Source organism: Pseudacidovorax sp. NFM-22, assembly GCF_021401245.1.
Lineage (GTDB): Bacteria > Pseudomonadota > Gammaproteobacteria > Burkholderiales > Burkholderiaceae_C > Xenophilus.
The window spans coordinates 435,606-459,709 of the sequence record NZ_JACBFY010000003.1 but is presented as its reverse complement, the minus strand read 5'-3'; the positions used below and the strand labels follow the sequence as shown (position 1 = coordinate 459,709).

General features: G+C 72.1%; 27 protein-coding genes. 4 read left to right on the top strand and 23 right to left on the bottom strand.

The features are described 5' to 3' along the window. The first annotated feature begins 49 nt into the window (after positions 1–49). Complete coding sequence (locus L0984_RS13175; RefSeq protein WP_234194038.1) at positions 50–472, top strand: cupin domain-containing protein; 423 nt, start codon at positions 50–52, stop codon at positions 470–472. A 55-nt stretch (positions 473–527) separates the two neighbouring features. Here L0984_RS13175 and L0984_RS13170 read toward each other — a convergent pair whose 3' ends face one another. From L0984_RS13170 to L0984_RS13110, 13 genes are all read right to left on the bottom strand, one after another. Next, positions 528–1,319: an ABC transporter ATP-binding protein gene (locus L0984_RS13170; protein WP_234194036.1), complete on the bottom strand. Its 792-nt coding sequence runs from the start codon at positions 1,317–1,319 to the stop codon at positions 528–530. Further along, positions 1,316–3,178 carry a branched-chain amino acid ABC transporter ATP-binding protein/permease gene (locus L0984_RS13165; protein WP_234194035.1) on the bottom strand — a complete coding sequence of 621 codons (1,863 nt, stop codon included), beginning with the start codon at positions 3,176–3,178 and terminating at the stop codon, positions 1,316–1,318. The genes L0984_RS13170 and L0984_RS13165 overlap by 4 nt, the downstream gene beginning before the upstream one ends. Then, positions 3,175–4,203 (bottom strand): branched-chain amino acid ABC transporter permease, encoded by a 1,029-nt coding sequence (locus tag L0984_RS13160; protein ID WP_234194034.1) that lies wholly within the window; start codon positions 4,201–4,203, stop codon positions 3,175–3,177. Before L0984_RS13160 ends, L0984_RS13165 begins: the two co-directional genes overlap by 4 nt. Before the next feature lie 5 nt (positions 4,204–4,208). Further along, positions 4,209–5,357 (bottom strand): ABC transporter substrate-binding protein, encoded by a 1,149-nt coding sequence (locus tag L0984_RS13155; protein WP_234194032.1) that lies wholly within the window; start codon positions 5,355–5,357, stop codon positions 4,209–4,211. Between the two features lie 82 nt (positions 5,358–5,439). Further along, the gene (locus tag L0984_RS13150) at positions 5,440–6,111 is read right to left on the bottom strand and encodes a TetR/AcrR family transcriptional regulator (RefSeq protein ID WP_234194031.1); all 672 of its coding nucleotides are present in this window, start codon (positions 6,109–6,111) and stop codon (positions 5,440–5,442) included. 15 nt (positions 6,112–6,126) lie between these two features. Then, positions 6,127–7,218, bottom strand: a complete 1,092-nt coding sequence (gene paaE / locus L0984_RS13145) for a 1,2-phenylacetyl-CoA epoxidase subunit PaaE (protein ID WP_234194030.1) — start codon at positions 7,216–7,218, stop codon at positions 6,127–6,129. Further along, entirely contained in the window at positions 7,215–7,757 is a 543-nt protein-coding gene (gene paaD / locus L0984_RS13140; protein ID WP_234194398.1) for a 1,2-phenylacetyl-CoA epoxidase subunit PaaD, read from the bottom strand. Before paaD ends, paaE begins: the two co-directional genes overlap by 4 nt. Before the next feature lie 5 nt (positions 7,758–7,762). Then, a complete protein-coding gene (paaC, locus tag L0984_RS13135; RefSeq protein ID WP_234194028.1) occupies positions 7,763–8,551 on the bottom strand; it encodes a 1,2-phenylacetyl-CoA epoxidase subunit PaaC in 789 nt (262 codons plus the stop codon). 20 nt (positions 8,552–8,571) lie between these two features. Then, on the bottom strand, positions 8,572–8,946 hold the full coding sequence (paaB, locus tag L0984_RS13130; RefSeq protein WP_370645961.1) for a 1,2-phenylacetyl-CoA epoxidase subunit PaaB: 375 nt from the start codon (positions 8,944–8,946) through the stop codon (positions 8,572–8,574). Then, positions 8,943–9,953 carry a 1,2-phenylacetyl-CoA epoxidase subunit PaaA gene (gene paaA, locus L0984_RS13125; protein WP_234194027.1) on the bottom strand — a complete coding sequence of 337 codons (1,011 nt, stop codon included), beginning with the start codon at positions 9,951–9,953 and terminating at the stop codon, positions 8,943–8,945. The genes paaB and paaA overlap by 4 nt, the downstream gene beginning before the upstream one ends. Before the next feature lie 46 nt (positions 9,954–9,999). Beyond that, on the bottom strand, positions 10,000–11,316 hold the full coding sequence (paaK, locus tag L0984_RS13120; protein WP_234194025.1) for a phenylacetate--CoA ligase PaaK: 1,317 nt from the start codon (positions 11,314–11,316) through the stop codon (positions 10,000–10,002). A 26-nt stretch (positions 11,317–11,342) separates the two neighbouring features. Further along, positions 11,343–11,783 carry a hydroxyphenylacetyl-CoA thioesterase PaaI gene (gene paaI, locus L0984_RS13115; RefSeq protein ID WP_234194023.1) on the bottom strand — a complete coding sequence of 147 codons (441 nt, stop codon included), beginning with the start codon at positions 11,781–11,783 and terminating at the stop codon, positions 11,343–11,345. 7 nt (positions 11,784–11,790) lie between these two features. Next, the gene (locus L0984_RS13110) at positions 11,791–12,588 is read right to left on the bottom strand and encodes an enoyl-CoA hydratase-related protein (protein ID WP_234194021.1); all 798 of its coding nucleotides are present in this window, start codon (positions 12,586–12,588) and stop codon (positions 11,791–11,793) included. A gap of 166 nt (positions 12,589–12,754) precedes the next feature. On the opposite strand from L0984_RS13110, the gene paaY reads away from it, so the two are divergent. The 3 genes from paaY (at position 12,755) to L0984_RS13095 (ending at position 14,393) form a co-directional block, all read left to right on the top strand. Further along, positions 12,755–13,357, top strand: a complete 603-nt coding sequence (gene paaY / locus L0984_RS13105) for a phenylacetic acid degradation protein PaaY (RefSeq protein WP_234194019.1) — start codon at positions 12,755–12,757, stop codon at positions 13,355–13,357. Positions 13,358–13,404: 47 nt separating this feature from the next. Beyond that, the gene (locus L0984_RS13100) at positions 13,405–13,713 is read left to right on the top strand and encodes an EthD family reductase (protein ID WP_234194018.1); all 309 of its coding nucleotides are present in this window, start codon (positions 13,405–13,407) and stop codon (positions 13,711–13,713) included. A 77-nt stretch (positions 13,714–13,790) separates the two neighbouring features. Beyond that, complete coding sequence (locus tag L0984_RS13095) at positions 13,791–14,393, top strand: GbsR/MarR family transcriptional regulator (RefSeq protein WP_234194017.1); 603 nt, start codon at positions 13,791–13,793, stop codon at positions 14,391–14,393. Between the two features lie 104 nt (positions 14,394–14,497). Here the strand turns inward: L0984_RS13095 and L0984_RS13090 are convergent, their stop codons facing one another. The 10 genes from L0984_RS13090 to L0984_RS13045 all read right to left on the bottom strand — a co-directional run bounded on the left by L0984_RS13090 (position 14,498) and on the right by L0984_RS13045 (position 24,043). Then, positions 14,498–14,758, bottom strand: a complete 261-nt coding sequence (locus L0984_RS13090; protein ID WP_234194013.1) for a hypothetical protein — start codon at positions 14,756–14,758, stop codon at positions 14,498–14,500. 142 nt (positions 14,759–14,900) lie between these two features. Next, on the bottom strand, positions 14,901–15,923 hold the full coding sequence (locus L0984_RS13085) for an aminotransferase class I/II-fold pyridoxal phosphate-dependent enzyme (protein WP_234194011.1): 1,023 nt from the start codon (positions 15,921–15,923) through the stop codon (positions 14,901–14,903). Next, positions 15,920–16,867 (bottom strand): adenosylcobinamide-phosphate synthase CbiB, encoded by a 948-nt coding sequence (gene cbiB / locus L0984_RS13080; protein ID WP_234194010.1) that lies wholly within the window; start codon positions 16,865–16,867, stop codon positions 15,920–15,922. Before cbiB ends, L0984_RS13085 begins: the two co-directional genes overlap by 4 nt. A 6-nt stretch (positions 16,868–16,873) precedes the next feature. Next, complete coding sequence (gene cobO / locus L0984_RS13075; RefSeq protein ID WP_234194008.1) at positions 16,874–17,443, bottom strand: cob(I)yrinic acid a,c-diamide adenosyltransferase; 570 nt, start codon at positions 17,441–17,443, stop codon at positions 16,874–16,876. Between the two features lie 20 nt (positions 17,444–17,463). Further along, positions 17,464–18,276 (bottom strand): ABC transporter ATP-binding protein, encoded by an 813-nt coding sequence (locus L0984_RS13070; protein ID WP_234194006.1) that lies wholly within the window; start codon positions 18,274–18,276, stop codon positions 17,464–17,466. Continuing rightward, positions 18,273–19,286, bottom strand: a complete 1,014-nt coding sequence (locus L0984_RS13065; protein ID WP_234194004.1) for a FecCD family ABC transporter permease — start codon at positions 19,284–19,286, stop codon at positions 18,273–18,275. The genes L0984_RS13070 and L0984_RS13065 overlap by 4 nt, the downstream gene beginning before the upstream one ends. Next, positions 19,286–20,188, bottom strand: a complete 903-nt coding sequence (locus tag L0984_RS13060) for an ABC transporter substrate-binding protein (protein ID WP_234194002.1) — start codon at positions 20,186–20,188, stop codon at positions 19,286–19,288. Before L0984_RS13060 ends, L0984_RS13065 begins: the two co-directional genes overlap by 1 nt. After that, positions 20,185–20,760, bottom strand: coding sequence for a bifunctional adenosylcobinamide kinase/adenosylcobinamide-phosphate guanylyltransferase (locus L0984_RS13055; protein WP_234194001.1), 576 nt, complete (start codon positions 20,758–20,760; stop codon positions 20,185–20,187). The genes L0984_RS13060 and L0984_RS13055 overlap by 4 nt, the downstream gene beginning before the upstream one ends. Continuing rightward, the gene (locus L0984_RS13050; RefSeq protein ID WP_234194000.1) at positions 20,760–22,130 is read right to left on the bottom strand and encodes a cobyrinate a,c-diamide synthase; all 1,371 of its coding nucleotides are present in this window, start codon (positions 22,128–22,130) and stop codon (positions 20,760–20,762) included. The genes L0984_RS13055 and L0984_RS13050 overlap by 1 nt, the downstream gene beginning before the upstream one ends. After that, the gene (locus tag L0984_RS13045) at positions 22,115–24,043 is read right to left on the bottom strand and encodes a TonB-dependent receptor domain-containing protein (RefSeq protein ID WP_234193999.1); all 1,929 of its coding nucleotides are present in this window, start codon (positions 24,041–24,043) and stop codon (positions 22,115–22,117) included. Before L0984_RS13045 ends, L0984_RS13050 begins: the two co-directional genes overlap by 16 nt. Between the last annotated feature and the right edge of the window lie 61 nt (positions 24,044–24,104).

Below are 24,104 nucleotides of genomic sequence, written 5' to 3'. Positions count from 1 at the left end.
GCTTTATGCATGTTGCAGCGCAGCACCCACCCAGGAAGGAGCGCGCCCCATGTTGGATCGGACCACCACGGAGTTCTCGCACGTCAAGCCCGGCGACACCGACTACCAGTCGGGCGGGCTGCGGGACTTTTTCCTCTACCGGGACCTCGGCATCGCCGAGGCCACCCATGGCAAGGTGATCGCGCACCTGGTCAAGGCCAACATGGCGCCCGAGACGGGCACCGGCTGGCACCGGCACGAGGCGGACTTCCAGATCGTCATCATGGTCAAGGGCTGGGCCCGCTTCATGTACGAAGACAAGGAGACGCTGGTGGAGGCCGGCGACGTGGTGCACCAGCGCCCGGGCATCCGCCACTACCTGTTCGACTACTCGCCCGACATGGAGTACCTGGAGATCGTCTCGCCGGCCGACTTCAGGAGCGTGGACGTCGAGCCCGTCTGCGACGTGCCGGCTCCGACGCCCTGGAAGTAGCCCCCTGCCGGCGCGTCGTCGGCGACCACGGGCACGAGCCCCAGGGCCGGCCCGTTCACGCGCCGCGCTGCCCCAGGCCCAGGTAGGTGTCGATGATTCGGCGGTCGTGCAGCAGCGCGTCGGCCGGGCCTTGCAGTGCGACGCGGCCGGTCTCCAGCACGTAACCGCGGTGGGCCACCTGCAGGGCGGCGCGCGCGTTCTGTTCCACCAGCAGCACCGACACGCCCTGCGTCCGCAACGCCCCCACCACCTGCAGCACCTCGCGCACGATCAGCGGCGCCAGGCCCAGGGAGGGCTCGTCCAGCATCAGCAGCCGGGGGCGCGCCATCAAGGCGCGGCCGATGGCGAGCATCTGCCGCTCGCCGCCCGAGAGCGTGCTGGCCCATTGGGTGCGCCGCTCCTGCAGCCGCGGAAAGATGGCGAACACCTCGGCCATGCGGGCGCGCTGGTCGCGCCTGCCGGTGCGCCAGCGGTAGAAGCCGCCGAGCAGCAGGTTGTCCTCGACCGACATCTCACCGAAGAGCTCGCGCCGCTCGGGCACCAGCGCCACGCCGCGCGCCACCATGGCCTCGACGCTGGGCCGGGCGATCACCTCGCCGGCCAGCCGCAGCCGGCCGCGCGAGGGCAGCAGCCCCATGGCCGCCGCCAGCAGCGTGGTCTTGCCCGCCCCGTTGGGGCCGATGACGGTGACGATCTCGCCCTCGTCGATGTGCAGGGCCACGCCGTGCACGGCCTCGACGGCACCATAGGCGACGTGGAAGTCCTCCAGCGCCAGCACGGGCCGGGCGGCACCGGGCCGCGCCTCGACCGCGGCGGCGTCGCCGGCGGCAGCCGGACGGGCGCTCATGCGGCCGGCTCCAGCACCGCGGCGGCCGCGGTGGCCGAGGTCGGTGGCGCGGCCGGTTCCGCGCCGCCCAGGTAGGCATCCAGCACGCGCGGATTGCGCTGCACCGCGTCCGGCGTTCCCTCGGCGATCACGGTGCCGAACTCCAGCACCGTCACGCGGTCGGCCAGGTTCATCACGAACTCCATGTCATGTTCCACCACCAGGATGCCCAGGCCTTCGCCGCGCAGCTGCGCCAGCAGGCCGGCCAGGGCCTGCTTCTCCAGGTGGCGCAGGCCGGCGGCGGGCTCGTCCAGCAGCAGCGCCACCGGGTTGCCGGCCAGGGCGCGTGCGATCTCGACCACCCGCTGCTGGCCCAGCGCCAGCGAGGCCGCCGGCCGGTCGGCGAAGTCGCCCAGGCCGCAGCGCTCGATCTGCCGGCGCGCCTCGGCCAGCAGGGCCGCCTCCTCGGCGCGGTCCAGCCTCAGCATCGCGGCCCACCAGCCCCGCCGGCCGCGCAGGTGGGCACCCAGCGCCACGTTCTCGAGCACGCTGCGCTCGCCGAGCAGGCGCACATGCTGGAAGGTGCGGCCCAGCCCCCGGGCCGCGAACTCGCGCGAGGGCCGGCCCTGCATGGGTGCGTCCAGCAGGCGCACCTCGCCCTCGCTCGGGTCGTCCACGCCCGACACCATGTTGAAGAAGGTGCTCTTGCCCGCGCCATTGGGGCCGATCAGCGCATGCACCTCGCCGGCCCGCAGCGTCAGGTCGACGGCGCTGTTGGCCACCAGGCCGCCGAAGCGCTTGGTGACGGCACGCGCCTCCAGCAGCAGCGCGCCCGCCGGCTGCATGGCCCGCGCCGGCAATGCGCAAGCCGGCGCCGCGGCGCGCCCTCCGCGTTCGGGCCGGAGCCAGCGTCCGCCCCACCGCGCCAGCGTGGGCCACAGGCCCTCGGCGAAGCGCTGCAGCACCAGCACCATCAGCAGGCCGAACACGATCTGCTCGAAGTTGCCGCTGGCGCCCAGCAGCCGGGGCAGCCAGTCCTGCAGTTGCTCCTTGAGCAGCGTAATGAGCATGGCGCCCAGCACGGCGCCCCACAGGTGGCCGGCACCGCCGACCACGGCCATGAACAGGTATTCGATGCCCACGTTCAGGCCGAAGGGCGTCGGATTGACGAAGCGCTGCATGTGCGCATAGAGCCAGCCCGAGAGCGCCGCCACCAGCGCCGCCAGCACGAAGACCCGGGCACGCTGCCGCGCCGTGTCCACGCCCATCGATTCCGCCATCAGCCGGCCCGACTTGAGCGCGCGGATGGCGCGCCCCTCCCGCGAGTCGAGCAGGTTGTGCAGCGCCCACAGGGCCAGCAGCAGCACCGTCCAGATCACCGGCCCCAGCACGCGCGGCGAGGCCAGCGAGACGCCGAAGATGCCGAGCGCCGGCAGGCCGGTGATGCCCGTCTGCCCGCCCAGCGCCTGCAGGTTGCCGAACAGGTAGTACAGCCCCAGCCCCCAGGCGATGGTGCACAGCGGCAGGTAGTGGCCCGAGAGCTTGACGGTGATGCCGCCCAGCGCCCAGGCCAGCACGAAGGTGAGCGCCAGCCCGAGCGCCAGCCCCACCCAGGGCCACAGCGGCGGCGGCAGCGCCGAGAGCGCGGCGGCCGCCGTGGGTGACGTGCAGACCCAGGCCGTGGCATAGGCGCCGATGGCCACGAAGGCGGCCTGCCCGAAGGAGGTCATGCCGCCCACGCCGGTGAGCATGACCAGCCCGGCCGCCACCAGGGCATAGAGCCCGATGTAGCTGAACACCGTGGCGGTGAACTCGGGCAGCAGCGGCCAGGCCACGGCCAGCGCCACCACGAACAGCAGCGTGAGGTGCCGGCGGGTCATTCCTCGTCCTCCACATGGCGGCTGCGCAGCGAACGCCACCACAGCACCGGAATGATCAGCGTGAACACCAGCACCTCCTTGAAGGCGCTGGCCCAGAAGGAGGAGAAGGCCTCCAGCTGGCCCACGATCAGCGCCCCCGCCAGCGCCACCGGATAGCTCGCGAGCCCGCCGACGATGGCGGCCACGAAGCCCTTGAGGCCGATCAGGAAGCCGGTGTCGTAATAGACGGTGGTCAGCGGCGCCACCAGCAGGCCGCCCACCGCGCCGATCAGCGCCGCCAGCGCAAAGCTCAGGTCGCCCGACAGATCGGCCGGAATGCCCATGAGCCGCGCGCCCACGCGGTTCATGGCCACGGCGCGCAGCGCCTTGCCCACGATGGAGCGTTCGAAGAACACGAACATCAGCACCACCAGCAGCACGGCCACCCCGACCACCACGAGCGACTGCCCGGCCACCGTCACGCCACCCCAGTCGAAGCGCGCCTCCGAGAAGGCCGGCGTGCGCGAGCCCTCGGCGCCGAAGAACAGCAGCCCCAGCCCCACCAGCACGCCATGCAGCGCCACCGACACGATCAGCAGAATCAGCACGCTCGCCCGCGCCAGCGGACGGTAGGCCAGGCGGTAGAGCAGCGGGCCCAGGGGCGCCACCACCAGCAGCGTCGCCAGCGACTGCCCCCACAGCGAGGCCGGCCGCCACAGCAGCACCACGGCGCAGGCCAGCAGCGGCAGCACCACCGTCCAGGCCAGCGTCGCCTTCCATTCCACGACCGCCCCGCGCCGGGCGCGCCAGAGCTCCAGCAGCAGCACCGCCACGGCCAGCACCAGCAGCAGCCACAGGGTGCCCGGCACCTTGCCGGTGCCGAGCGCCGCCATCGACAGCGCGCCGAAGGCCACCAGCTCGCCCTGCGGAATGAAGATCACGCGCGTGACCGAGAACACCAGCACCAGCGCGAGCGCCATCAGCGCATAGATGGCGCCGTTGACGATCCCGTCCTGGCCCAGCAGCAGGGCGATCTGGAGATCCATGCCGTTCAGGGCAGGTACTTCCAGGTGCCGTTCTGGATGGTCACCATCACCCGGGCGCGGTTGTCGAGGCCGAGGTGGTCGGTGGGGGTCATGCTGAAGACGCCATGCGCGCCGGCCACTTCCTTGATCTGCTCCAGCGCGTCGCGCAGCGCGGCACGGAACTCGGGCGTGCCCGGCTGCGCCTTCCTGAGCGCCTCGGGCACGGCGGCCTGCAGCATCAGGCCGGCATCCCAGGCATGGCCGCCGAAGGCCGCGGTGCTGCCCTTGCCGTGGGCCGCCTCGTAGGCGGCCACATAGGCCATGGCCGACTTCTTGACCGGGTTGCTGTCGGGCAGCTGCTCGGCCACCAGCATGGGACCGGCGGGCAGGATGGTGCCTTCCACGTCCTTGCCGCCCACGCGCAGGAAGTCGGCATTGGCCACGCCATGCGTCTGGTAGACCTTGCCCTTGTAGCCGCGCTCGGCCAGCGTCTTCTGCGGCAGCGCGGCCGGCGTGCCCGAGCCGGCGATCAGCACGGCCTCCGGATTGGCGGACATGAGCTTGAGCGCCTGGCCCGTCACCGAGGTGTCGGTGCGCGCATAGCGCTCGTTGGCCGCCAGCTTGATGCCCTTGGCCGCGGCGGCCTTGGAGAAGACCTCGTACCAGCCCTCGCCATAGGCGTCCGAGAAGCCGATGAAGCCGACCGACTTCACGCCCCGGGCCGCCATGTGCTCGACGATGGCCTGCGCCATCATGTCGTCGTTCTGCGGGGTCTTGAAGACCCACTTCTTCTTGTCGTCCATGGGCGAGATGATCCGGGCCGACGCCGCCAGGCTGATCATCGGCACGCGCGCCTCGGCGGCCACGTCGATCATCGCCAGCGAGTTGGGCGTGACGCTGGAGCCGACGATCACGTCGGCCTTGTTGTCGGCGATCAGCTTGCGGGTGTTGTTGACCGCCGTGGTGGTGTCGCTGGCATCGTCGAGCACCACGTAGTTGACCTTCTGCCCGCCGATCGTCTTGGGCATGAGGGCGATGGTGTTCTTCTGCGGAATGCCCAGCGAGGCCGCGGGGCCCGTGGTCGAGAGCGTGACGCCCACCGTCAGGTCGGCCCACGACAGGCTGGCCGCGCAGGCCAGCGCGGCGGCGGCGAGCGCCTGGATCTTGAACTTCATGGCTTGTCTCCTTCTGTACTTTCTCGGTCTGGCAGAAAACGCCGCACTGCGTGGCCCCGCGGCGTGCGAAAGGTGCCGCCGGTCAGCCGGTCGGCGCCGGATGGGTGCCGGCATCGGACGTGGATGTGGAAAGGTCCGCCGGCCGACGCGCTGCGGCGGGCAGGCGCACCGCCGGCAGCCCGCCCAGGAACAGGTCGGCCACCACGGGCGCCATGTCCTCGTAGTCCAGCGGGCCGTCGGGCTTCATCCAGGTGAACATCCAGTTGATCATCCCGAACAGCAGCATGGTCAGCGGCATGCCCATCAGCGTGTCCTGCAGGTCGGGCCGCAGGGCCGCCACGGCCCGGGCGAAGCCGCGCACCACGGCGCGCTCCCGGTCGAGCACGCGCTGGCGGTCTTCGGGCTCCAGGAAGCGCACGTCCTCGGTGAGCACGCGGTGGGCGCTCTGCGCGGTGGCGTACTCGCGCACCAGCCGCAGGATCAGCTCGCGCATGCGGGCCTCGGGCGGCATCTCGCCGGCCCACACCTCCGAGACGATGGCATCGAGCCGGCTCACATGGGCCTCGGCGATGCTCACCAGCAGCGTGTACTTGTCCTTGTAGTAGTGGTAGAGCGTGGGCTTGGACAGGCCGCAGGCCTCGGCCACCTGGTTCATCGAGGTGGCGGGATAGCCCCGCCGCGCGAACAGCAGCCCGGCCTGCGCCAGGATGGTCTCGCGTTGTTCGTCATAGCCTGCTGCGCGTCCTCGTGCCATCCCTGCCGTTCCCCGTCAACGTTCGTCGAACGAGAGTACCACCCGGTCCGTGGTGGGATGGGCCTGGCAGGTGAGCACGAAGCCGGCCTGCACCTCCGCCTTGTCGAGGGCGAAATTGCGCCCCATGCGCACCGCGCCTTCGAGCACCTTGGCGCGGCAGGTGCCGCACACGCCCGAGGTGCACGAATACGGCACCTCCACGCCCGCCGCCGCGGCGCAGTCGAGGATGCTGGGCTGGTCGCGGCGGAACTCGATCTCGCGCGAGAGCCCGTCGCGCACGATGACCACCCTCGCCTGCTCCGCATCGCCGGGCTGCGCCTCGTGCATCACCGCACCGGCCGCCGACGGGGCCGCGGCCGGCTGGGCGATGCCGAAGCGCTCCACATGGATCGCCGACTCTGGCACGCCGGCCGCGCGCAATGCCGCCTCGGCCTCGTCGTTCATCTGGTAGGGCCCGCAGATGTAGGCATGGTCGATGGACCAGGCCGGCACCAGCGTGCGCAGGAAGTCGCCCACCTTCTCGCGGTCGAGCACGCCGCTGTTGATGGGCGCGTCGGTGTGCTCGTCCGAGAACACGTGGTGCAGCACCAGCCGGCTCAGGTGGCGGTTCTTGAGGTCCTCCAGCTCTTCCTTGAACATGGTGGAACGCAACTGCCGGTTGCCGTAGATGAGTGTGAAGCGGCTGCCGGGCTCGCGCGCCAGCACGGTCTTCATGATCGACAGGACGGGCGTGATGCCGCTGCCGCCGGCGATGCCCAGGTGGTGCCGGCGCTCGTCGGGCGCCAGCGGCACGAAGAAGCGGCCCTGCGGCGCCATGACGGCGATCTCGTCGCCGGGCCGCAACTGCGCGTTGATCCAGTTGGAGAACACGCCGCCGCGCACCTTGCGCACGCCCACGCGCAGCACGCCGTCGTCCACGCCGGCGCAGATCGAATACGAGCGGCGCAGATCCTGCCCGTCGATCTGCCTGCGCAGCGTGAGGTACTGGCCCTGGGTGAAGCCGAAGGTCTGGCGCAACTCGGGCGGCACGTCGAAGCTGACGATCACCGCCTCGGCGGTGTCGGGCTCCACGGCCCGCACACGCAGGGAATGGAACAGGGGCGTCATAGGGGCTTGAAATGCTCGAAGGGTTCGCGGCAGGCGATGCAGCGGTAGAGCGCCTTGCAGGCGGTGGCGCCAAAGGCGGACAGCCGCTCGGTCTCGGTGCTGCCACAGCGCGGGCAGGCCACCACGGGTCCGGCGCCACGGCGGCCCACCAGGCGCACCGGCACGCCCTGCCCCGCCGCCACCGGGCCCGGGGGCGCGATGCCGTACTCGCGCAGCTTGCGGCGGCCGTCCTCGCTGATCCAGTCCGTGGTCCAGGCCGGCGCGCGGCGCAGCACGGTCTGAACCGGGCCCAGGCCGGCGCCCTCGATCGCGTCGCGCACGCTCTGCGCGATCACCTCGGTGGCAGGGCAGCCGGAATAGGTCGGCGTCAGCACCACGGTCAGGCCGGTGGCGTCGGCCTGCAGCTCACGCACCAGGCCCAGGTCGCACACCGACAGCGCCGGCACCTCGGGGTCCGGCACCTCGGCCAGCACCGCCCAGGCCCGCGCGATGCGCGCGGCCTGTTGCGACGCAGATGCCGGCGCGGGCACGGCCGCCATCGCGCTCACCACACGCCTCCGGGATAGGCGCGCTGCAGCTGCTGCATCTCGGCCAGGATGTAGCCCATGTGCTCGCTGTGCACGCCGCGCTTGCCCGTGCTGAGGAAGGCCGTGCGCGCGGGCATGGGCAGCGAGGCCTCGGCCAGCACCTCGGCCATCGCGGCCTCCCAGTCGGCGCGCAGCGCACTCCAGCGCGGACCCAGCCCGCTGGCGGCGGCCGCCTCGTCCACCGCGTCGTCGGCGAACAGCTCGGCGGCATAGGGCCACAGCCGCTCCAGCGCGGCCACGATGCGCCGGCGCGATTCCGCCGTGCCGTCGCCCAGCCGCACCACCCAGTCGGCGGCATGCTGCTGGTGGTAGCGGGCCTCCTTCACGGCCTTGCCGGCGATGGCCGCCAGCTCGGTGTCGGTGGAGTCCTGCAGCCGCATCCACAGCAGGTGGAAGAAGGTGGCGGCCATGGTGTTGCGCAACACGGTGAGCGCGAAGTCGCCGGGCCGGCCCGGGCCGTTGGGCAGTTCCACCAGCGTCACGTTGCGGTAGTCGCGCTCCTCGCGCAGGAAGGCGAGCTGGTCTTCGTCATGGCCGCGGCCCTCGACGGCACCGGCGTGGCTCAGCACCGCGCGGGCCTGGCCGATCAGGTCCAGCGCCATGTTGGCCAGGGCGATGTCTTCTTCCAGCACCGGCGCGTGGCCGGCCCATTCGCCCAGCCGCTGGCCGAGGACGAGGGCGGTGTCGCCGATGCGCAGCAGGTACTGCAGCGGGGCATCGTGGGCGATCTCGATCGAGGCTTGCATGCGGGGTCTCCCGTCGGTGCTCACATGTGGTCCACCGCGCCGGGCAGCGTGTAGAAGGTGGGATGGCGGTAGACCTTGTCCTCCATCGGGTCGAAGTACATGTCCTTGTCGCCCGGGTCGCTGGCCACGATCTGGTCGGCCCGGACCACCCACACGCTGGTGCCCTCCTGCCGGCGCGTGTACACGTCGCGCGCCAGCTGGATGGCCATGCGCGCATCGGCGGCATGCAGGCTGCCGCAGTGCTTGTGGTCCAGGCCGGCCCTGGTGCGCACGAAAACCTCCCACAGCGGCCATTCGGCGCGGCGCGGTTGCCCGTCGGCCGCCTTGTCCACGGGCCTGCCCTGGGCTTCGCCCGCGAGGCGGTCGCCCGTCGCGGCGGGGGTGTGCTCGCTCATGCGGCCTCCTTGAATCGTTCTTCGTGCTTGCGCGCGTGGGCCAGCGCGGCCTCGCGCACCCAGGCGCCCTCTTCCCAGGCCTTCACGCGGGCGGCCAGGCGCTCGCGGTTGCAGGGGCCGTCGCCGGCGATGACACGCCAGAACTCGTCCCAGTCGATGGCACCGAAGTCATGGTGCTGCCGCTCCTCGTTCCACTTCAGCGCGGGGTCGGGCAGGGTCACGCCCAGCACGCGGGCCTGCTCGACGGCGGCGTCGACGAACTTCTGCCGCAGCTCGTCGTTGGACACGCGCTTGATGCCCCAGCGCATGGACTGCGCCGTGTTGGGGCTCTGGTCGTCGGGCGGGCCGAACATCATGACCGAGGGCCACCACCAGCGATCGACGGCGTCCTGCACCATGGCCTTCTGCGCCTCGGTGCCCTGCTGCATCATGGTCAGCAGGCTTTCGAAGCCCTGGCGCTGGTGGAAGCTTTCCTCCCGGCAGATGCGCACCATGGCGCGCGCGTAGGGCGCATAGGAGCAGCGGCAGATGGGCACCTGGTTCATGATGGCCGCGCCGTCCACCAGCCAGCCGATGGCGCCGACGTCGGCCCAGGTGAGCGTGGGGTAGTTGAAGATCGAGCTGTACTTGGCCTTGCCGCTGTGCAGGGCCTCCAGCATCTGGTCGCGCGAGGTGCCCAGCGTCTCGGCCGCCGCGTACAGGTACAGGCCGTGGCCGCCCTCGTCCTGCACCTTGGCCAGCAGGATGGCCTTGCGCTTGAGCGTGGGTGCGCGGGTGATCCAGTTGCCCTCGGGCAGCATGCCGACGATCTCCGAATGCGCATGCTGGCTGATCTGGCGCACCAGCGTCCTGCGGTAGTGCTCGGGCATCCAGTCCTTGGCCTCGATGAAGGCGCCGTCGTCGATGCGGGCATCGAAGCGGGCCTCCAGCAGGGCCTCCTGGGCCGAGCGCACGGGCTTGCGGGCGTCGGCGTCCTTGCCGGCGGTGTCCATGGCCTGGGTGTACATGGGGCGGTCCTTCCTGTGGGTGACGTGGGGGCGGGGCGACGGCGGGTCAGCGCGCCTTGGCGCGTTCGTCGAAGACGCGGCGCGCCTTGCCGGTGAGCGTGCGCTCGATGCCGTCGGGCGGCAGCACGGCGACGGTGGTGCTGATGCCGATCAGCGTCTTGATGCGGTGCTGCACCCAGCCGGCCACCTCCGCCGCACTCGCGGCGGCCGCGGCCTCGGGCTGCAGCTCGCAGCGCACCTCTACCGTGTCCAGGTGGCCATCCCGGCGCACCACCAGCTGGTACTGGCCGGAGAGCTGCGGATGCTGCAGCACGATCTCCTCCACCTGCGTGGGAAAGACGTTGACGCCACGGATGATCAGCATGTCGTCGCTGCGGCCGACGATCTTGCCCATGCGCCGGAAGGCGCGCGAGGTGGGCGGCAGCAGGCGCGTGAGGTCGCGCGTGCGATAGCGCACGATGGGCAGGGCCTCCTTGGTGAGCGTGGTGAAGACCAGCTCGCCCTCCTCGCCGTCGGGCAGCACCTCGCCGGTCTCGGGGTCGATGATCTCGGGATAGAAATGGTCCTCCCAGATCACCGGGCCGTCCTTCGACTCGATGCACTCGCTGGCCACGCCCGGGCCCATGACCTCGGACAGGCCGTAGATGTCCACCGCGTCGATGCCGGCACGGCCCTCGATCTCGCGGCGCATGGCCTCGGTCCAGGGCTCGGCGCCGAAGATGCCGACCTTGAGCGAGCAGTCGCGCGCGTCCAGGCCCTGGCGCGCGAACTCCTCGACGATCACCTGCATGTAGCTGGGCGTGACCATGATGATCGAGGGCTGCAGGTCGCGGATCATCTGCACCTGCTTCTCGGTCTGCCCGCCGGACATGGGAATGGCGGTGCAGCCCAGCCGCTCGGCCCCGTAGTGCGCCCCCAGGCCGCCGGTGAACAGGCCGTAGCCGTAGGCCACATGGATCAGGTCGCCCGCCCGGCCGCCCGCGGCGCGGATGGAGCGCGCCACCAGGTCGGCCCAGCGGTCGATGTCGCCGGCGGTGTAGCCCACCACCGTGGGCTTGCCCGTGGTGCCCGACGAGGCATGGATGCGCGCCAGCCGCTCGCGCGGCACGGCCAGCATGCCGAAGGGATAGTTGTCGCGCAGGTCGCTCTTGACGGTGAAGGGGAACTTCGCCAGGTCCGACAACTGCCGCAGGTCCGACGGATGCACGCCCCGCTCGTTGAAGGCGCGGCGGTAGTGCGGCACGTTCTCGTAGGCGTTCTCCAGCGTGGCGCGCAGGCGCTGCAACTGCAGCGCGGCGATCTCGTCGCGGCTGGCGGTCTCGATGGGTTCCAGGTCGCCGGGGGCCGGCTGCTTGACGGGCATGGGTCGTCTCCTTGCGGGCAAATCGGTCAGCGCGGCACCGCGGGCCGGCCGCGGGCGGTGTAGGAGCGGCCGCGGAACACCGCCACGCGCTCGCCGCGCTGGTTGGCCACGACCACGTCGTACACGCCGGTGCGCCCGGTCTTCCAGACCTCGGTGCACCGCGCCTCCAGACGGTCGCCCAGACGGGCCGGTGCCACGAAGTCCACGCCGAAGCCCGAGGCCACGGTGAGTTCGTCGTAGGCATTGCAGGCGTAGGCGAAGGCGGTGTCGGCCAGCGTGGCGATCAGGCCGCCATGGCAGATGTCATGGCCGTTGAGCATGTCCTCGCGCACGGTCATGGCGGCCGTGGCCGCGCCGGGCGACATGGCGGTGATGGCGATGCCCAGCGCATGCAGGGCCCGGTCGTTGGCGGCCATGCCGTCGCGCACGGCGTCGGCGATCTGCTGGGGCGTGGGGGATGCGGCCATGGCGGCTTCAGCGGTCGGTGAACTGCGGGGCACGGCGGGCGCCGAAGGCGGCCACGCCTTCCTGGTAGTCGTGGGCGCGGCCGAGTTCGCCCTGCAGGCGGCCCTCCTCGGCCAGGGCCGCGTCCAGGTCCAGCGCCTGCGCGGCATCGAAGGCCGTGCGCGTGGCGACCAGGGCCTTCACCGGCATGGCGGCCAGCCGGCGGGCCAGCTGTTGCGCCTCGTCGGCCAGGGCGGCGTCGTCCACGCAGCGCCAGATCAGGCCGATGCGCTCGGCCTCCTCGGCCGGCAGCTTGTCGCCCAGCAGGCCCAGGCCCAGCGCGCGGGCACGGCCCACCAGCCTCGGCAGCAGCCAGGTGCCCCCGGTGTCGGGCACCAGCCCGATCCTGGCGAAGGCCTGGATGAAGCTGGCCGAGCGCGCCGCCAGGACGATGTCGGCGCACAGCGCGAGGTTGGCGCCTGCGCCCGCCGCCACGCCGTTGACGGCGGCCACCACCGGCACCGGCATGCTGCGCAGGCGCAGCACCAGCGGACGGTAGAAGCGGTCGATGACCTCGCCCAGGTCTTTGGACGCGCCGCCGGGCTCGGGGGCCACGGCGGGATCGGCCAGATCCTGGCCCGCGCAGAAGCCACGGCCAGCGCCGGTGAGCACCAGCGCGCGCACGCCCGCATCCGCCGCGGCGCGCTCCAGCGCATCCATGAGCGCGCCGTGCATGGCCTGCGTGAAGCTGTTGAGCGCGGCGGGACGGTTGAGCGTCAGGGTGCGCACGGCATCGGCGGTGCTCTCGATCACCAGGGCGTCGGACATGGGGCGTCTCCGGGATTGTTCGGGGGTCAGGTCGACGGATTACTTTCGACCGACCGGTCGGCTGATCTTAAAATCCGCACGCGGCTTGATGCAAGTCAGCACACCCCGAGAAAACCCGCGCCTGTGCCGTGCAACCCGGTGCGGCGCCCGAAGGAGACTTTCCGCCATGCCCTGCTATGCCATCGAAGGCGTGGTCCCTGTCGTGGACCCGAGCGCCTATGTGCATCCCACCGCCGTGCTGATCGGCGACGTCCACGTCGGCCCGGGCTGCTATGTCGGGCCCGCGGCCTGCCTGCGCGGCGACTTCGGCCGCGTGGTGCTGGAGGCCGGCTCGAACGTGCAGGACACCTGCGTGATCCACGGCTTTCCCGAGCGCGACACCGTGGTGCGCGAGAACGGCCACATCGGCCACGGCGCCGTGCTGCACAGCTGCGTCGTCGGGCGCGACGCGCTGGTGGGCATGAACGCCGTGGTGATGGACGAGGCCGTGGTCGGCGAGCGCACCATCGTGGCCGCCTGCGCCTTCGTGCCCGCCGGCATGCAGATCCCCGATGCCAGCCTGGTGGCGGGCGTGCCCGCGCGGGTCAAGCGACCGCTGACCGAGCAGGAGATCGCGTGGAAGCGCGAAGGTACCCTCACCTACCAGGACCTCACCCGCCGCTGCTTGGCCACGATGGAAGAGGTCGCGCCGCTGGCCCGGGCCGAGGCCGACCGGCCCCGCCTGAAGGCCCCCGACGTGCAGCCGCTGATCGCCACCCGCCGCGGCTGACTGCCGTTACCGTCCACCCTTTCGAAACCCACTCTGGAGACTCCGCCATGATCCGTGTCAGCGTCCTCTATCCCTTCACCGAAGGCGCCCGCTTCGACCACGACTACTACCGCGACAAGCACATGCCCATGATCCAGGCCCGCATGGGTTCGGCCTGCCTGGGCTACCGCATCGACCGCGGCCTGTCGGGGCCGGCGCCCGGCTCCAAGCCGGCCTTCGAGGCCATGTGCCACATCGACTGCGCATCGGTCGAAGCCTTCCAGGCCGCCTTCGGACCTCACGCGAAGGAAATCAACGGCGACGTGAAGAACTACACCGATATCCGGCCGACGATGCAGATCAGTCAGGCGGGCTGAGCGCCATCGCCCCACCGGATTCAAGGCATTCCTGGGATTTCGGCTTTTTCTGAAATCCCAGCACGCACAATCGGTGGATGCCCAACAGCCGTCCTGCCGACCCGCGCCCTGCCCTGCCCGAACTCCACCGCCAGTTCGTCGACCACTTCGGCGAGATGGGCAGCCGCTGGGGCATCAACCGCACCGTGGGGCAGATCTATGCCCTGCTCTTCCTGTCGCAGCGGCCCCTGAATGCCGAGGAGATCAGCGAGACGCTGTCCTTCTCGCGCTCCAACGTGAGCATGGGGCTCAAGGAACTCCAGGCCTGGCGGCTGGTGCAGCTGCGCCATCTGGCGGGCGACCGGCGCGAATACTTCGAGACGCCCGGCGAGGTGTGGGACATCTTCCGCGTGCTGGCCGAGGAACGCCGCCGCCGCGAGATCGAACCCACGCTCTCGATGCTGCGCAACGCCCTGCTGCAGGAGCCGGCCACCGAGGAGGAGCGCCACGCGCAAGAGCGCATGCGCGAGATGCACGACCTGATCGACCGGCTGGTGCGCTGGTTCGACGACGTCCAGCGCCTCTCGCCCGACACGGCGATGCGGCTCATGGGCATGGGGGCGGCGGTGACGCGGGCGCTCGACCTCACCGGGCGGCTGACCGGCGGCGGCCGGGGGCGCAAGGACGCCGACGGCGAATAGGCGAGGCCACCGGTCACAAGCAAAAGGGCTGCATCGCTGCAGCCCTTTTGCTTGGTTGGCCAGATGCCGCCGCGGATCGCCGCGCGCGGACCCTGTGGATGGACTCAGTCCTTGCCCTTGAGCGCGTCCTTGGCCTTCTCGGCCGAGTTCTTGGAGCGGTTCTTGTGGTACTCGGACTTGACGTTGTTGACCGCCTTGCCCACCGGGCCGCTCTTCTTGGCGTCGCTCTCGGCGCGCTTCTGGTCGATCTTGTGCTCGGCGGCGTCCGACGCCTCCGATGCGGCCTTGCCGAGCTGGGCATGGCTGACGCCGGCAAAGGCGATCAGCGACAGGGCGGTGGCGATACCGAAAAAGGTTTGACGCATGGTGTTCTCCGAATCTGTGAGCGATGCGCCAAGCGTGCCTGCCGCGGGCCGGGCCGGGCTGTCGGCCATCGCGCCATCGTCGTGACCGAAGCGGCAGTGCGCGTTCGCAGGCCATCGGGCGATCACGGGGCGCGCCCTCCGTCTATGCGAACGGACTCCATGCACGAGCCAGCGCGTCCTGGCTGACCGGGGGCAGCACACCCAGTCGCACCCAGCCCGGCATGCCGAAGCTGCCACAGTCGCGCAGCTTGATGCCCTGCGTGCGCAGGTGCCGCAACGCGCCGTCGAGGGACGGCGCGCCCGGCCTGGCACAGAAGAAGTTGGCGACGCCGGGCGCCACCTGCCAGCCCATCGCTTCGCAGTGCGAGATCTGGCGCTGCTTCCATTCCCGAAGGCGCGGCAGGCATTGGGTCGAAAGCCAGTCCTGGACGGCCGGCTCGGTCCAGGCCCGGAGCATGGCCTCGGCATGGGCGCCCAGGGGCCATGACGGTGCCAGGGCATGCAGGTCCTCGACCAGCCGGCCGGGTGCTGCGGCGGGTGCGATGGCATAGGCGCCACGCACGCCCGTCAGGCCCAGGGCCTTGTTGGGCGTCCACAGCTGCCAGCACCGGTCGCGCTGCGCCGCGGTCAACGCCGAGGCGCCCTCCAGCCGCAGGGGGGCGTAGGCACAGTCCAGGACCAACGCCGTGTCCGGTGGCAGGGCGTCGAGCCGGGCGGGCAGATCCGCCACGGCGTCGCCGCGCGGGGAGGACGGCTCGCAGGCCCACGCCAGGACCGGCGGCCGAGCGCCACCGAGCGCCAGCGGCTCGCCGACGACCCGTACCGACAGTCCATGGGCTTCGGCCGCCCGCCGGTAGTCGCCATAGGCGGCCGCGGGCACCTGTACCGGCCCTTCGCCCCGACGGCGCACGGCCACGGCCGCCGTGATGCGCACGATGAACTCGCTCGCGCTGGCGGCCACCAGCACCCGTTCGGGAGAGACCCCATGCCACGCGGCCAGCCGGCCGCGCAGTGCCGTGGCCGCCGGGTCCGGGTAGCGCGTGGGATCGGCCTGCCGCAGCGCCTGCATCACTGCCTCGCAGGGTCCGCAGGCGTTGGCGTTGCTGGAGAAGTCGTGCACCGGCACGCCCTGCGCGTCCGGCCCACCGTGGACCATGGGCCTCATCGCAACTGCGCCAGCCAGACGAGCGCCAGCGTGGCCAGCGCGGCCGCCATCGGCACGGTACGGCCCGCCAGGACGAGTGCCCGCTGCGTGTCCTGTGCCTGCGGCTCGCGGCCGCCCGCGTGGAGCGCGTAGACGCCGGGCTTGCGCAGATGCACGCCCAGCAGCAGCGCCATGGCGCCCATGGGCCAGCCGCCGTTGGGCGATGGCGTGCGCGCCGCTTCCCGCCGCAGCCCGGCGGGCCAGCGCCCGGCGGCCAGCATCAGCAGCAGGGCCGTGAGCCGGGCCGGCAGCCAGGACAGGGCGTCGTCCGCCCGCGCCGCCCATTTGCCGGCCCAGGTCCAGTCCCGCCCGCTGCGCTCGCCGCGGTAGCCCCACATGGCGTCGGCCGTGTTGGCGAAGCGATAGAGCGCGGCGCCCGGCAGGCCGGCGATGGCGAACCAGAACAGCGGCGCCACCACCGAGTCGTTGAGGTTCTCGGCCAGCGACTCGATGGCGCTCTCGCGCACCTCGCCGGCTTCCAGCTGCTGTACGTCGCGGCTCACCAGGCGGGCGAGGCGCTCCCGGCCTTCGGGCAGCGAGCATGCAAGCGCCTGCTCCACCGCCGCCACCTCGTCACGCAGCATGCGCCAGGCCAGCAGCGGCTTGAGGCACAGCGCGAGCGCCACCGCCGCCAGCAGCGCCGGCAAGGCCCCGGCGGCCCCTTGCAGGGCCCAGCCCAGCACCGTCGCCACGAAGGCGCCCACGAGCCACGCCAGCGCGCCGCGCACGAAGGGCCCGGCACGCCGCGCATCGCCCGGCAGCGGCGCCACATGGCGTCCGGTCCAGCCCAGCCAGCGGCCCATGCCCACCACCGGATGCACGCGCGCCGGCGGCTCGCCCAGCCAGCGGTCGATGGCGAGCGCCAGCCAGAGCGCGGCGGCGAGCACGACCGGGCCGTCCGTCACGGGGGACTAATCCTCGATGCCGCGCTGCGCCGGGATGCCCGCATCGAAGGCATGCTTGACCTTGCGCATCTCGGTCACGGTGTCGGCGATGTCGATCAGTTCCTGCGGGCAGCGGCGGCCGGTGAGCACCACGCTCACCGACGACGGCCGCTGCGTCAGCACCTCCATCACCGGCTCCAGCGGCAGCCAGCCGTAGATGAGCGGATAGGTGATCTCGTCCAGCACCACCAGGAAGTGCTCGCCCGATGTGATGGCCGCGGCCGCCCGCGCCCAGCCGTCGCGCGCCAGCTGGGCGGATCGCTCCAGGTCCTGGCTCTTCCAGCTGAAGCCGTCGCCCAGGCCTTCGATGGGCAGGCCCAGTTGCTCGAACACGCGGTGCTCGCCGAAGCGCGCACTCGGCACCTTCATGAACTGGAAGATGCGCACCGGCTTGCCGCGGCCGTGGGCGCGGATGGCCAGGCCGAAGGCGGCGGTGCTCTTGCCCTTGCCGTCGCCGGTGTTGACGATCAGCAGCCCGCGACGCTCGCCTTCAGGCTTCTCGTAGGGCTTGGTCTGGGGCGGGGTTTCGGTCTGCATGATGGGTCTCGGGTGAAGGTTCAGCGGTGCAGCGCCACCCACTGGTCGTCGACGCGGTGGATGCGGATGCGGTGGTCGAACACGGCCTCGACCGCCGCATGGGTCGCGCCGTCGTGGCAAGGGCCATGATGGATAAGCCGGCCACCGGCCATCACGGCCAGGTCGTCGGCGGCCAGGGCGGCATGCAGTTCGTGCAGCACGGTGACCACGGTGCGGCCGGCATCGGCCAGCGTTCGGGCCAAGGCCAGGCAGTCGGCCTGGTGCGGCGGGTCGAGGTTGGCGAGCGGCTCGTCCATCAGCAGCACGCCCGCCTCGACGGCCAGCGCGCGGGCCAGCAGCACGCGCTGGCGCTCGCCGCCCGAGAGCTGCGACAGCGGCCGTCCCCGCCAGTCCCAGGCCTGCGTCTGGCGCAGGGCCTGCTCGACCGCGGCATGGTCGGCACCGGAGGGCGCCGCCAGCCAGCGTTGATGCGGCAGCCGGCCGAGCATGGCGACGTCGTAGGCCGTGAGGTCGTCGGCGGCCGGATCGGCCGCACCGCCCTGCGCCAGCCAGGCCAGGCGGCGGGCGCGCGCCCGGTGCGGCCAGGCCGACAGCCCCTCGCCATCGAGCAGAACCTCGCCGCCCGAGGGTGCGAGCAGTCCGGCCATGGCCTTGAGCAGCGTGGACTTGCCCGCGCCATTGGGGCCGACGATGCTGGTCCAGCGGCCGGCCTGCAGGCGCAGCGTCACGCCGTGCAGCACGGGCGCGCCGCCCAGCGTGGCGTCCAGGTGGTGCACTTCCAGCACGGGCGCACCGCCGGCCCTGGCGGGCGACGCCTGCAATGTGGCCGTCATCGCACCCCTCCGCGCGAGCGCCGGTGCATCAGGAAGAGCAGATAACCGCCACCGAGCACGGCGGTGAGCACGCCCACCGGCAGCTCCTGCGGCGCGATCAGCCAGCGCGCCAGCAGGTCGGCCGCCATCAGCAGCAGGCCGCCCATGAAGGCCGACAGCATCAGCAGCCCCGCATGCGTGGTCTTGATGATGGAGCGCACCAGGTGTGGCGCCGCCAGGCCGACGAAGGCGATCAGCCCCGTCTGCGCCACGGCCGCGCCGGTGGCCAGCGACAGCACCGCCACCAGCGCCGCGCGCATGGCCGGCAGCGGCAGGCCCAGGCTGGCGGCGGTGGCCTCGCCCAGGGCGAGGCCGTCGAGCACCGGCGCCAGCAGCCGCGCCGCCAGCAGGCAGCCCGCCAGGGCCAGGGCCATGATGGCGCAGGCACTCCAGCCCACCAGCGCCGTGTTGCCCAGCATGAAGACGACGAGCGCCTGCAGGATGTCGGCCGAGGACAGCGTGAACAGGTCCTTGATGGCGCCCAGCACCATGCCCACGATCACGCCGGCCAGCAGCAGGCGCAGCGTGTGCTGGGCGCCGCGGGCCAGGGTCAGCGTGAGCAGCACCGCCGCCACGGCGCCCGCGAAGGCGGCCCCGGTGAGGCCGAGCCGCACGCCCCAGGCCGCCGCAGCGGGCGATCCACCGATGGCGCCGAGCGCCAGCGCCACGCCCAGGCCGGCACCGGAGGCGCTGCCCAGCAGCCAGGGATCGGCCAGCGGGTTGCGGAACAGCCCCTGCGCCACAGCGCCCGCCAAGCCCAGCAGCGCGCCCGCCAGCCAGGCACCGACGGTGCGCGGCAGCCGGATGTCGCGCACGATCTGCCAGGCGATGGGATCGTCGGCGAGTTGCCACAGGCGCTCGACGCCGGTGCTGCCCACGGCCGCGCCCAGCGCGCCCAGCAGCAGGGCCGCCAGCAGCAAGGCCCCCGTCAGCACCCGGGCGTGGCGACCCTGCTGCAAGTGCGCCGCCATCACTCGGCCAACGGCCGGCCGGCCAGGCAGTCGGCCATCAGGCGGGCGGCCTCGCCCATGCGCGGGCCGGGGCGCACCAGCACGTCGGCCTGCGCGGCGCTGAAGCGGCAGATGCGTCCGTCGCGCACGGCGCGGATGCCGGCCCAGCCGGGGCGCTGTTCCATGCCAGTGGCGCTGCGCACGCCGACCATGATCAGGTCCGGATCGGCCCGCACCACGAACTCGGGATTGAGCTTGGGAAAGGGCCCCATCGCCGCCGGCACGATGTTGCGTGCGCCCAGGCGGCTCAGCGTCTCGCCCATGAAGGAACTCTCGCCCGCCGCATAGGGGCCGTTGTTGACCTCGAAGTACACGCGCTGGCCGCGGCGCGCGGGCGGCACTGACTGCGCGGCGGCGTCCAGCTCGCCCTGCAGGCGCTGCCACAGCGCGGGCGCCCCTGGCTGGCCCAGCAGCGTGCCGACCTTGGCCATCACGCGCTCGACGTCGGCCTGGGTCTTGGGCTCCAGCACCGCGACCTTCAGGCCCAGGGCCTCCAGCCGGTCGACCACGCGCGAGGACTTGGCCAGCAGCACGAGATCGGGCTTCAGCGCCACGACCGCCTCGACGTTGGGATCGATGCCGCCGCCGACCTGCGGCAGGTTGCGCACCGGCGCCGGCCAGTTGGAATAGCGGTCCACGCCCACCAGGCGCTCGCAGGCGCCAAGCACGCAGACCGTCTCGGTGAGCGAGGGCAGCAGCGTCACGATGCGCTGCGGCGGCTGGGTGAGACGCACGGTGGCGCCGCGTTCGTCCACCACCTCCACCGGGGCGGCCAGCAGGGCGGGCACGGCGGCGGCGAGCAGCAACGCGGCAAAGGCCGCGCGCAGGGCGCGGCCGGTGCGCAGGAGGGACCAGGTCGTCATCCGTTGTCCTTCACGGTCAGGGGCAAGCCGGCCACCATCAGGGTGACGCGGCGGCAGGCGGCGGCCACATGCTGGTTGAGCTGGCCCAGCGCGTCGACGAACGCGCGGGTTTCTTCGCCCAGCGGGATCACGCCCAGGCCGATCTCGTTGCCGACCAGCACCACGGGCCCGGGCGCCTGCGAAAGCGCCTCCACCAGCAGCAGGGCTTCGGTGCGCCAGTCGGGCAGCGCGGCGCGCTGCGGGTCCAGCTCGGGCGGCATCAGCAGGTTGGTCAGCCACAGCGTGAGGCAGTCGACCACCAGCAGCGTGTCCGGGCGGCTCAGCGCGCCGATCAGCTCGGGCAGGCGCAGCGGCTCTTCCACGGTCTCCAGGCCGGGCACGCGCTCGGCGCGGTCCAGGCGATGGCGGGCGATGCGCTGCGTCATCTCGGCGTCCCAGGCCTGGGCGGTGGCGATGAGCACCGCGCGGCGGCCCGGTGCGCCGGCCAACCAGTCGCCGGCCGCCGATTCGGCGCGGCGCGACTTGCCGCTCTTCTGGCCGCCGAGGATGAGTTCGTGGGCGTTGTCGGTCATCAGGAGGCCGATGTTCGCAGCAGGGGCCGCCCGTCGAAGAGGCGCGCCGCAGCCACGGGGTCGGAGGGAAACCAGGCGTGGAAGTAGCTGGCCCGCACCGGCCCCTGCGCATACAGCGCCTCGCCGGCATCGGCCTTGGGCTCGGCACCGGGCCGCGCGCTGCGCGCCAGGGGCGCCAGCGCCGTCTCGCAGCGGGAGTAATGGAAGGTGTGGCCGCGCAGCAGCCCGCCGTCGATGGCCAGCCATTGCGAGCCCAGGCCCGCCAGGCGCGGCTGCATCACGGTGTGGCCGGGCAGCAGGCCCCACAGGCGATGGCTGCGGCCTTCCTTGTCCACCAGTTCGTCGAACAGGCTCATCATGCCGCCGCATTCGGCCCAGACCGCGCGGCCCTGCGCCACATGCGCGTGCAGGGCTTGGCGCAGGTCGGTGCGCGCGGCCAGGCGCTCGGCATGCAGCTCGGGATAGCCGCCCGGCAGCCACAGCGCGTCGCAATCCGGCAGGGCATCGCCCGCCAGCGGCGAGAAGAAGACCAGCCGCGCGCCGAGCTGCGCCAGCAGGTCGAGGTTGGCGGCGTACAGGAAGCAGAAGGCTGCATCGCGGGCGACGGCGATGGTGCGGCCCGCCAGCAGCGCCGGCACGGGCGCGGCTGCAGGCGGCGCCGCGAAGTCGACCTGCGGCAAGGCCGCGAGTCCGCCCTGCCCCATCGGCGTGGCGGCCAGTGCGTCCGCCGCGGCATCCAGCCGGGCCAGGCCGTCGTCCAGCTCGGCGCTGGCCACCAGGCCCAGGTGCCGCTCGGGCAGGCCGAAGTCGGCGCTGCGTGGCAGCCCGCCCAGCCAGTGCGCCGGCTCGCGCAGCGAGTGACGCAGCATCTCGCCGTGCCGCTCGCCGGCCACCCGGTTGGCCAGCACGCCGGCCCAGGGCAGGCCCGAGCGGTAGCTCTGCAGCCCATGCGCCAGCGCACCGAAGGTGCCGGCCATGGCGCCGGCGTCGATCACCGCCAGCACCGGCAGGCCCAGGCGCTGGGCCAGGTCGGCCGCGCTGGGTTCGCCATCGAACAGGCCCATCACGCCCTCCACCACGATGAGGTCCGCCTCGCAGGCGGCCGCATGCAGCCGGGCGCGGGCATCGGCCTCGCCCGTGATCCACAGGTCCAGCGAATGCACGGGTGCGCCGGTGGCCATGGCCAGCCATTGCGGATCGAGGAAGTCGGGCCCGCACTTGAAGGCCCGCACGCGCCGGCCCTGCCGCGCGTGGAGCCGCGCCAGAGCCGAGGCCACGGTGGTCTTGCCCTGGCCCGAGGCCGGGGCCGCCACCAGCACCGCGGCGCAGGTGGCGGGCCCGCGGGCGCCGTCGGTCAGCGCGGCGTCCACTTCAGGCCCACGTAGGCCGTGCGGCCGGCCGTCGCGTAGTTGTTGGCCAGCACGTAGTTCTTGTCGGTGGCGTTGTCCAGCCGCGCGACCAGGCGCAGGTCGGGGCGCAGCTGCACGCTGCCATACAGGTTGAGCAGTCCGTAGCCGGCCAGCACGATCTTGTTGGCCGTGTCGTCGAAGCGGCGCGAGGCCAGTTGCACCTCGGCCCCCACGGTCCAGATGCCCTGCGTCCAGTCGCCGCCGAAGGTGGCATAGCGCTTGGCACGGCGGGGCAGCTGGCGGCCGGTCTCGGAATCCTTCGGGTCCTGCACGTCGATGGAGCCGCGCAGGGTGAAGTGGTCGCCGAAACGGTGGTCGGCGGCCAGCGTGGCCCCCTGGTACACCGCCCGCCCCACGCTGGCGTAGCAGCCGAAGAGCGAGGCGCAGCTCGTGCTGGTGCTGCTGAACACGATCAGGTTGCGCACGCGGTTCTCGTAGACCACCAGGCTGGCGTTGGTGCGGCCATCCCCGTAGCGCAGGCCCACCTCGGCATTGCGGCCGGTCTCGGGCTTGAGGCTGGCGTCGCCGTATTCGCTGAAGCGCTGGTACAGCGTGGGCGCACGGAAGGCCGTGCCGGCCGCCGCCGTGACGCGCCAGTTGCGCACGAACTCGTAGCCATAGGACGCGCTGCCAGTGGTCTTGCCGCCGAACTCGCTGTCGTCGTCGTGGCGCACGTTCAGCTGAACCGTGTGCGCACCCTGGTGGAAGCCGTAGCCCAGGGCCACGGCGTCCTGCGCGCGGTCGCGGTTCAGGGTCTTGCGCCAGTCGGTGAGCGAGGGGTTGAGCAGTTCGTCCTCGCGGCGTTCGAGCGCGGCCGTGAAGCGGTGCGGGCCGTACTTGCCTTCGGCCTGCAGCAGGTAGCCGCGCAGCTGGGTGTCGGTGATGTAGGTGGTGCTCGGGTAGCCGGCATAGCCCGCCGCGATGCGGGCCGAGGTGGTCTCGTAGCGGCTGTTGCTGTCGGTCACCTGCAGCAGCGTCTTCCAGTGCTCGGTCCACTGGGCCGTCCAGCTCAGGCCCGCCGTGCGCAGGTGGTAGAGGTTGCGGTCGTCGGTGGCCGTGGCCAGGCGGTAGCCGGTGCCGGAGGTGGCGTCGTAGCCCGACGTGGTCTCGCTCTCCAGCACGGTGGCCTCGATGCGGTGCTGCGCATTGATCTGCCAGCCCAGCCGCACATTGCCCGAGGTCGCGCGGTAGAGGTCGGCGTCGGGGTTGTGGTTGATGTTGGGCGTGCGCACGTCGAAGCCGCGCGTGGTCGTGTAGCCGGCGCCCAGCGAGTAGTCGAAGGCGCCGGACTTGCCCGACAGGCCCACCTGCGCATCGCGCAGGCCGCGGCTGCCCGCGCCCACGCTCACGCTGGGCGAGAAGCCGTCTTCCCCACGGCGGGTGAACAGCTGCACCACACCGCCGATGGCGTCCGAGCCATAGACGGCCGCGGCCGGGCCGCGCAGCACTTCGATGCGGTCGATCTGTCCGAGCGGCAGCGACTCCCAGGCGGCGCCGCCGGTGGATTGGGAGTCGATGCGCACGCCATCGAGGTAGACGGCGGTGAAGCGCGTCTCGGCGCCACGCAGGAACACGCTGGTGGTGTTGCCGATGCCGCCGTTGCGCGAGATCTGCACGCCGGGCAGGCGCGCCAGCAGGTCGGCCACGCCGGTGGCGCCGCTGTTCTCGATGGCCTGGCGGTCGATCACCGACACATCGGAGACCAGCTCGGACAGCGGCTGCTCGACACGGGTGGCGGTGACCACGGTTTCCTGGAGGGTGGAGGTCTGGGCCAGTGCGCCCAAAGGTGCCAGAAGGGCGACGGCCGCAGCCAGCGGCGACAGGGGACAGGTGCGCGACAAGGCGCGCGCGGAAGAACCAACGCGGGTGATCATGGTGTGGAAGCCGAAGCTCCGTGAAGCATGTCCCTGGCCGGCCTCCCCGCCGGCGATGGGA

Coding starts and splice junctions, on each gene's coding strand:
- L0984_RS13175 (WP_234194038.1), top strand. CDS start 50: ATGTTGGATCGGACCACCACGGAGTTCTCGCACGTCAAGCCCGGCGAC.
- L0984_RS13170 (WP_234194036.1), bottom strand. CDS start 1,319: ATGAGCGCCCGTCCGGCTGCCGCCGGCGACGCCGCCGCGGTCGAGGCG.
- L0984_RS13165 (WP_234194035.1), bottom strand. CDS start 3,178: ATGACCCGCCGGCACCTCACGCTGCTGTTCGTGGTGGCGCTGGCCGTG.
- L0984_RS13160 (WP_234194034.1), bottom strand. CDS start 4,203: ATGGATCTCCAGATCGCCCTGCTGCTGGGCCAGGACGGGATCGTCAAC.
- L0984_RS13155 (WP_234194032.1), bottom strand. CDS start 5,357: ATGAAGTTCAAGATCCAGGCGCTCGCCGCCGCCGCGCTGGCCTGCGCG.
- L0984_RS13150 (WP_234194031.1), bottom strand. CDS start 6,111: ATGGCACGAGGACGCGCAGCAGGCTATGACGAACAACGCGAGACCATC.
- paaE (WP_234194030.1), bottom strand. CDS start 7,218: ATGACGCCCCTGTTCCATTCCCTGCGTGTGCGGGCCGTGGAGCCCGAC.
- paaD (WP_234194398.1), bottom strand. CDS start 7,757: ATGGCGGCCGTGCCCGCGCCGGCATCTGCGTCGCAACAGGCCGCGCGC.
- paaC (WP_234194028.1), bottom strand. CDS start 8,551: ATGCAAGCCTCGATCGAGATCGCCCACGATGCCCCGCTGCAGTACCTG.
- paaB (WP_370645961.1), bottom strand. CDS start 8,946: ATGAGCGAGCACACCCCCGCCGCGACGGGCGACCGCCTCGCGGGCGAA.
- paaA (WP_234194027.1), bottom strand. CDS start 9,953: ATGTACACCCAGGCCATGGACACCGCCGGCAAGGACGCCGACGCCCGC.
- paaK (WP_234194025.1), bottom strand. CDS start 11,316: ATGCCCGTCAAGCAGCCGGCCCCCGGCGACCTGGAACCCATCGAGACC.
- paaI (WP_234194023.1), bottom strand. CDS start 11,783: ATGGCCGCATCCCCCACGCCCCAGCAGATCGCCGACGCCGTGCGCGAC.
- L0984_RS13110 (WP_234194021.1), bottom strand. CDS start 12,588: ATGTCCGACGCCCTGGTGATCGAGAGCACCGCCGATGCCGTGCGCACC.
- paaY (WP_234194019.1), top strand. CDS start 12,755: ATGCCCTGCTATGCCATCGAAGGCGTGGTCCCTGTCGTGGACCCGAGC.
- L0984_RS13100 (WP_234194018.1), top strand. CDS start 13,405: ATGATCCGTGTCAGCGTCCTCTATCCCTTCACCGAAGGCGCCCGCTTC.
- L0984_RS13095 (WP_234194017.1), top strand. CDS start 13,791: ATGCCCAACAGCCGTCCTGCCGACCCGCGCCCTGCCCTGCCCGAACTC.
- L0984_RS13090 (WP_234194013.1), bottom strand. CDS start 14,758: ATGCGTCAAACCTTTTTCGGTATCGCCACCGCCCTGTCGCTGATCGCC.
- L0984_RS13085 (WP_234194011.1), bottom strand. CDS start 15,923: ATGAGGCCCATGGTCCACGGTGGGCCGGACGCGCAGGGCGTGCCGGTG.
- cobO (WP_234194008.1), bottom strand. CDS start 17,443: ATGCAGACCGAAACCCCGCCCCAGACCAAGCCCTACGAGAAGCCTGAA.
- L0984_RS13070 (WP_234194006.1), bottom strand. CDS start 18,276: ATGACGGCCACATTGCAGGCGTCGCCCGCCAGGGCCGGCGGTGCGCCC.
- L0984_RS13065 (WP_234194004.1), bottom strand. CDS start 19,286: ATGGCGGCGCACTTGCAGCAGGGTCGCCACGCCCGGGTGCTGACGGGG.
- L0984_RS13060 (WP_234194002.1), bottom strand. CDS start 20,188: ATGACGACCTGGTCCCTCCTGCGCACCGGCCGCGCCCTGCGCGCGGCC.
- L0984_RS13055 (WP_234194001.1), bottom strand. CDS start 20,760: ATGACCGACAACGCCCACGAACTCATCCTCGGCGGCCAGAAGAGCGGC.
- L0984_RS13045 (WP_234193999.1), bottom strand. CDS start 24,043: ATGATCACCCGCGTTGGTTCTTCCGCGCGCGCCTTGTCGCGCACCTGT.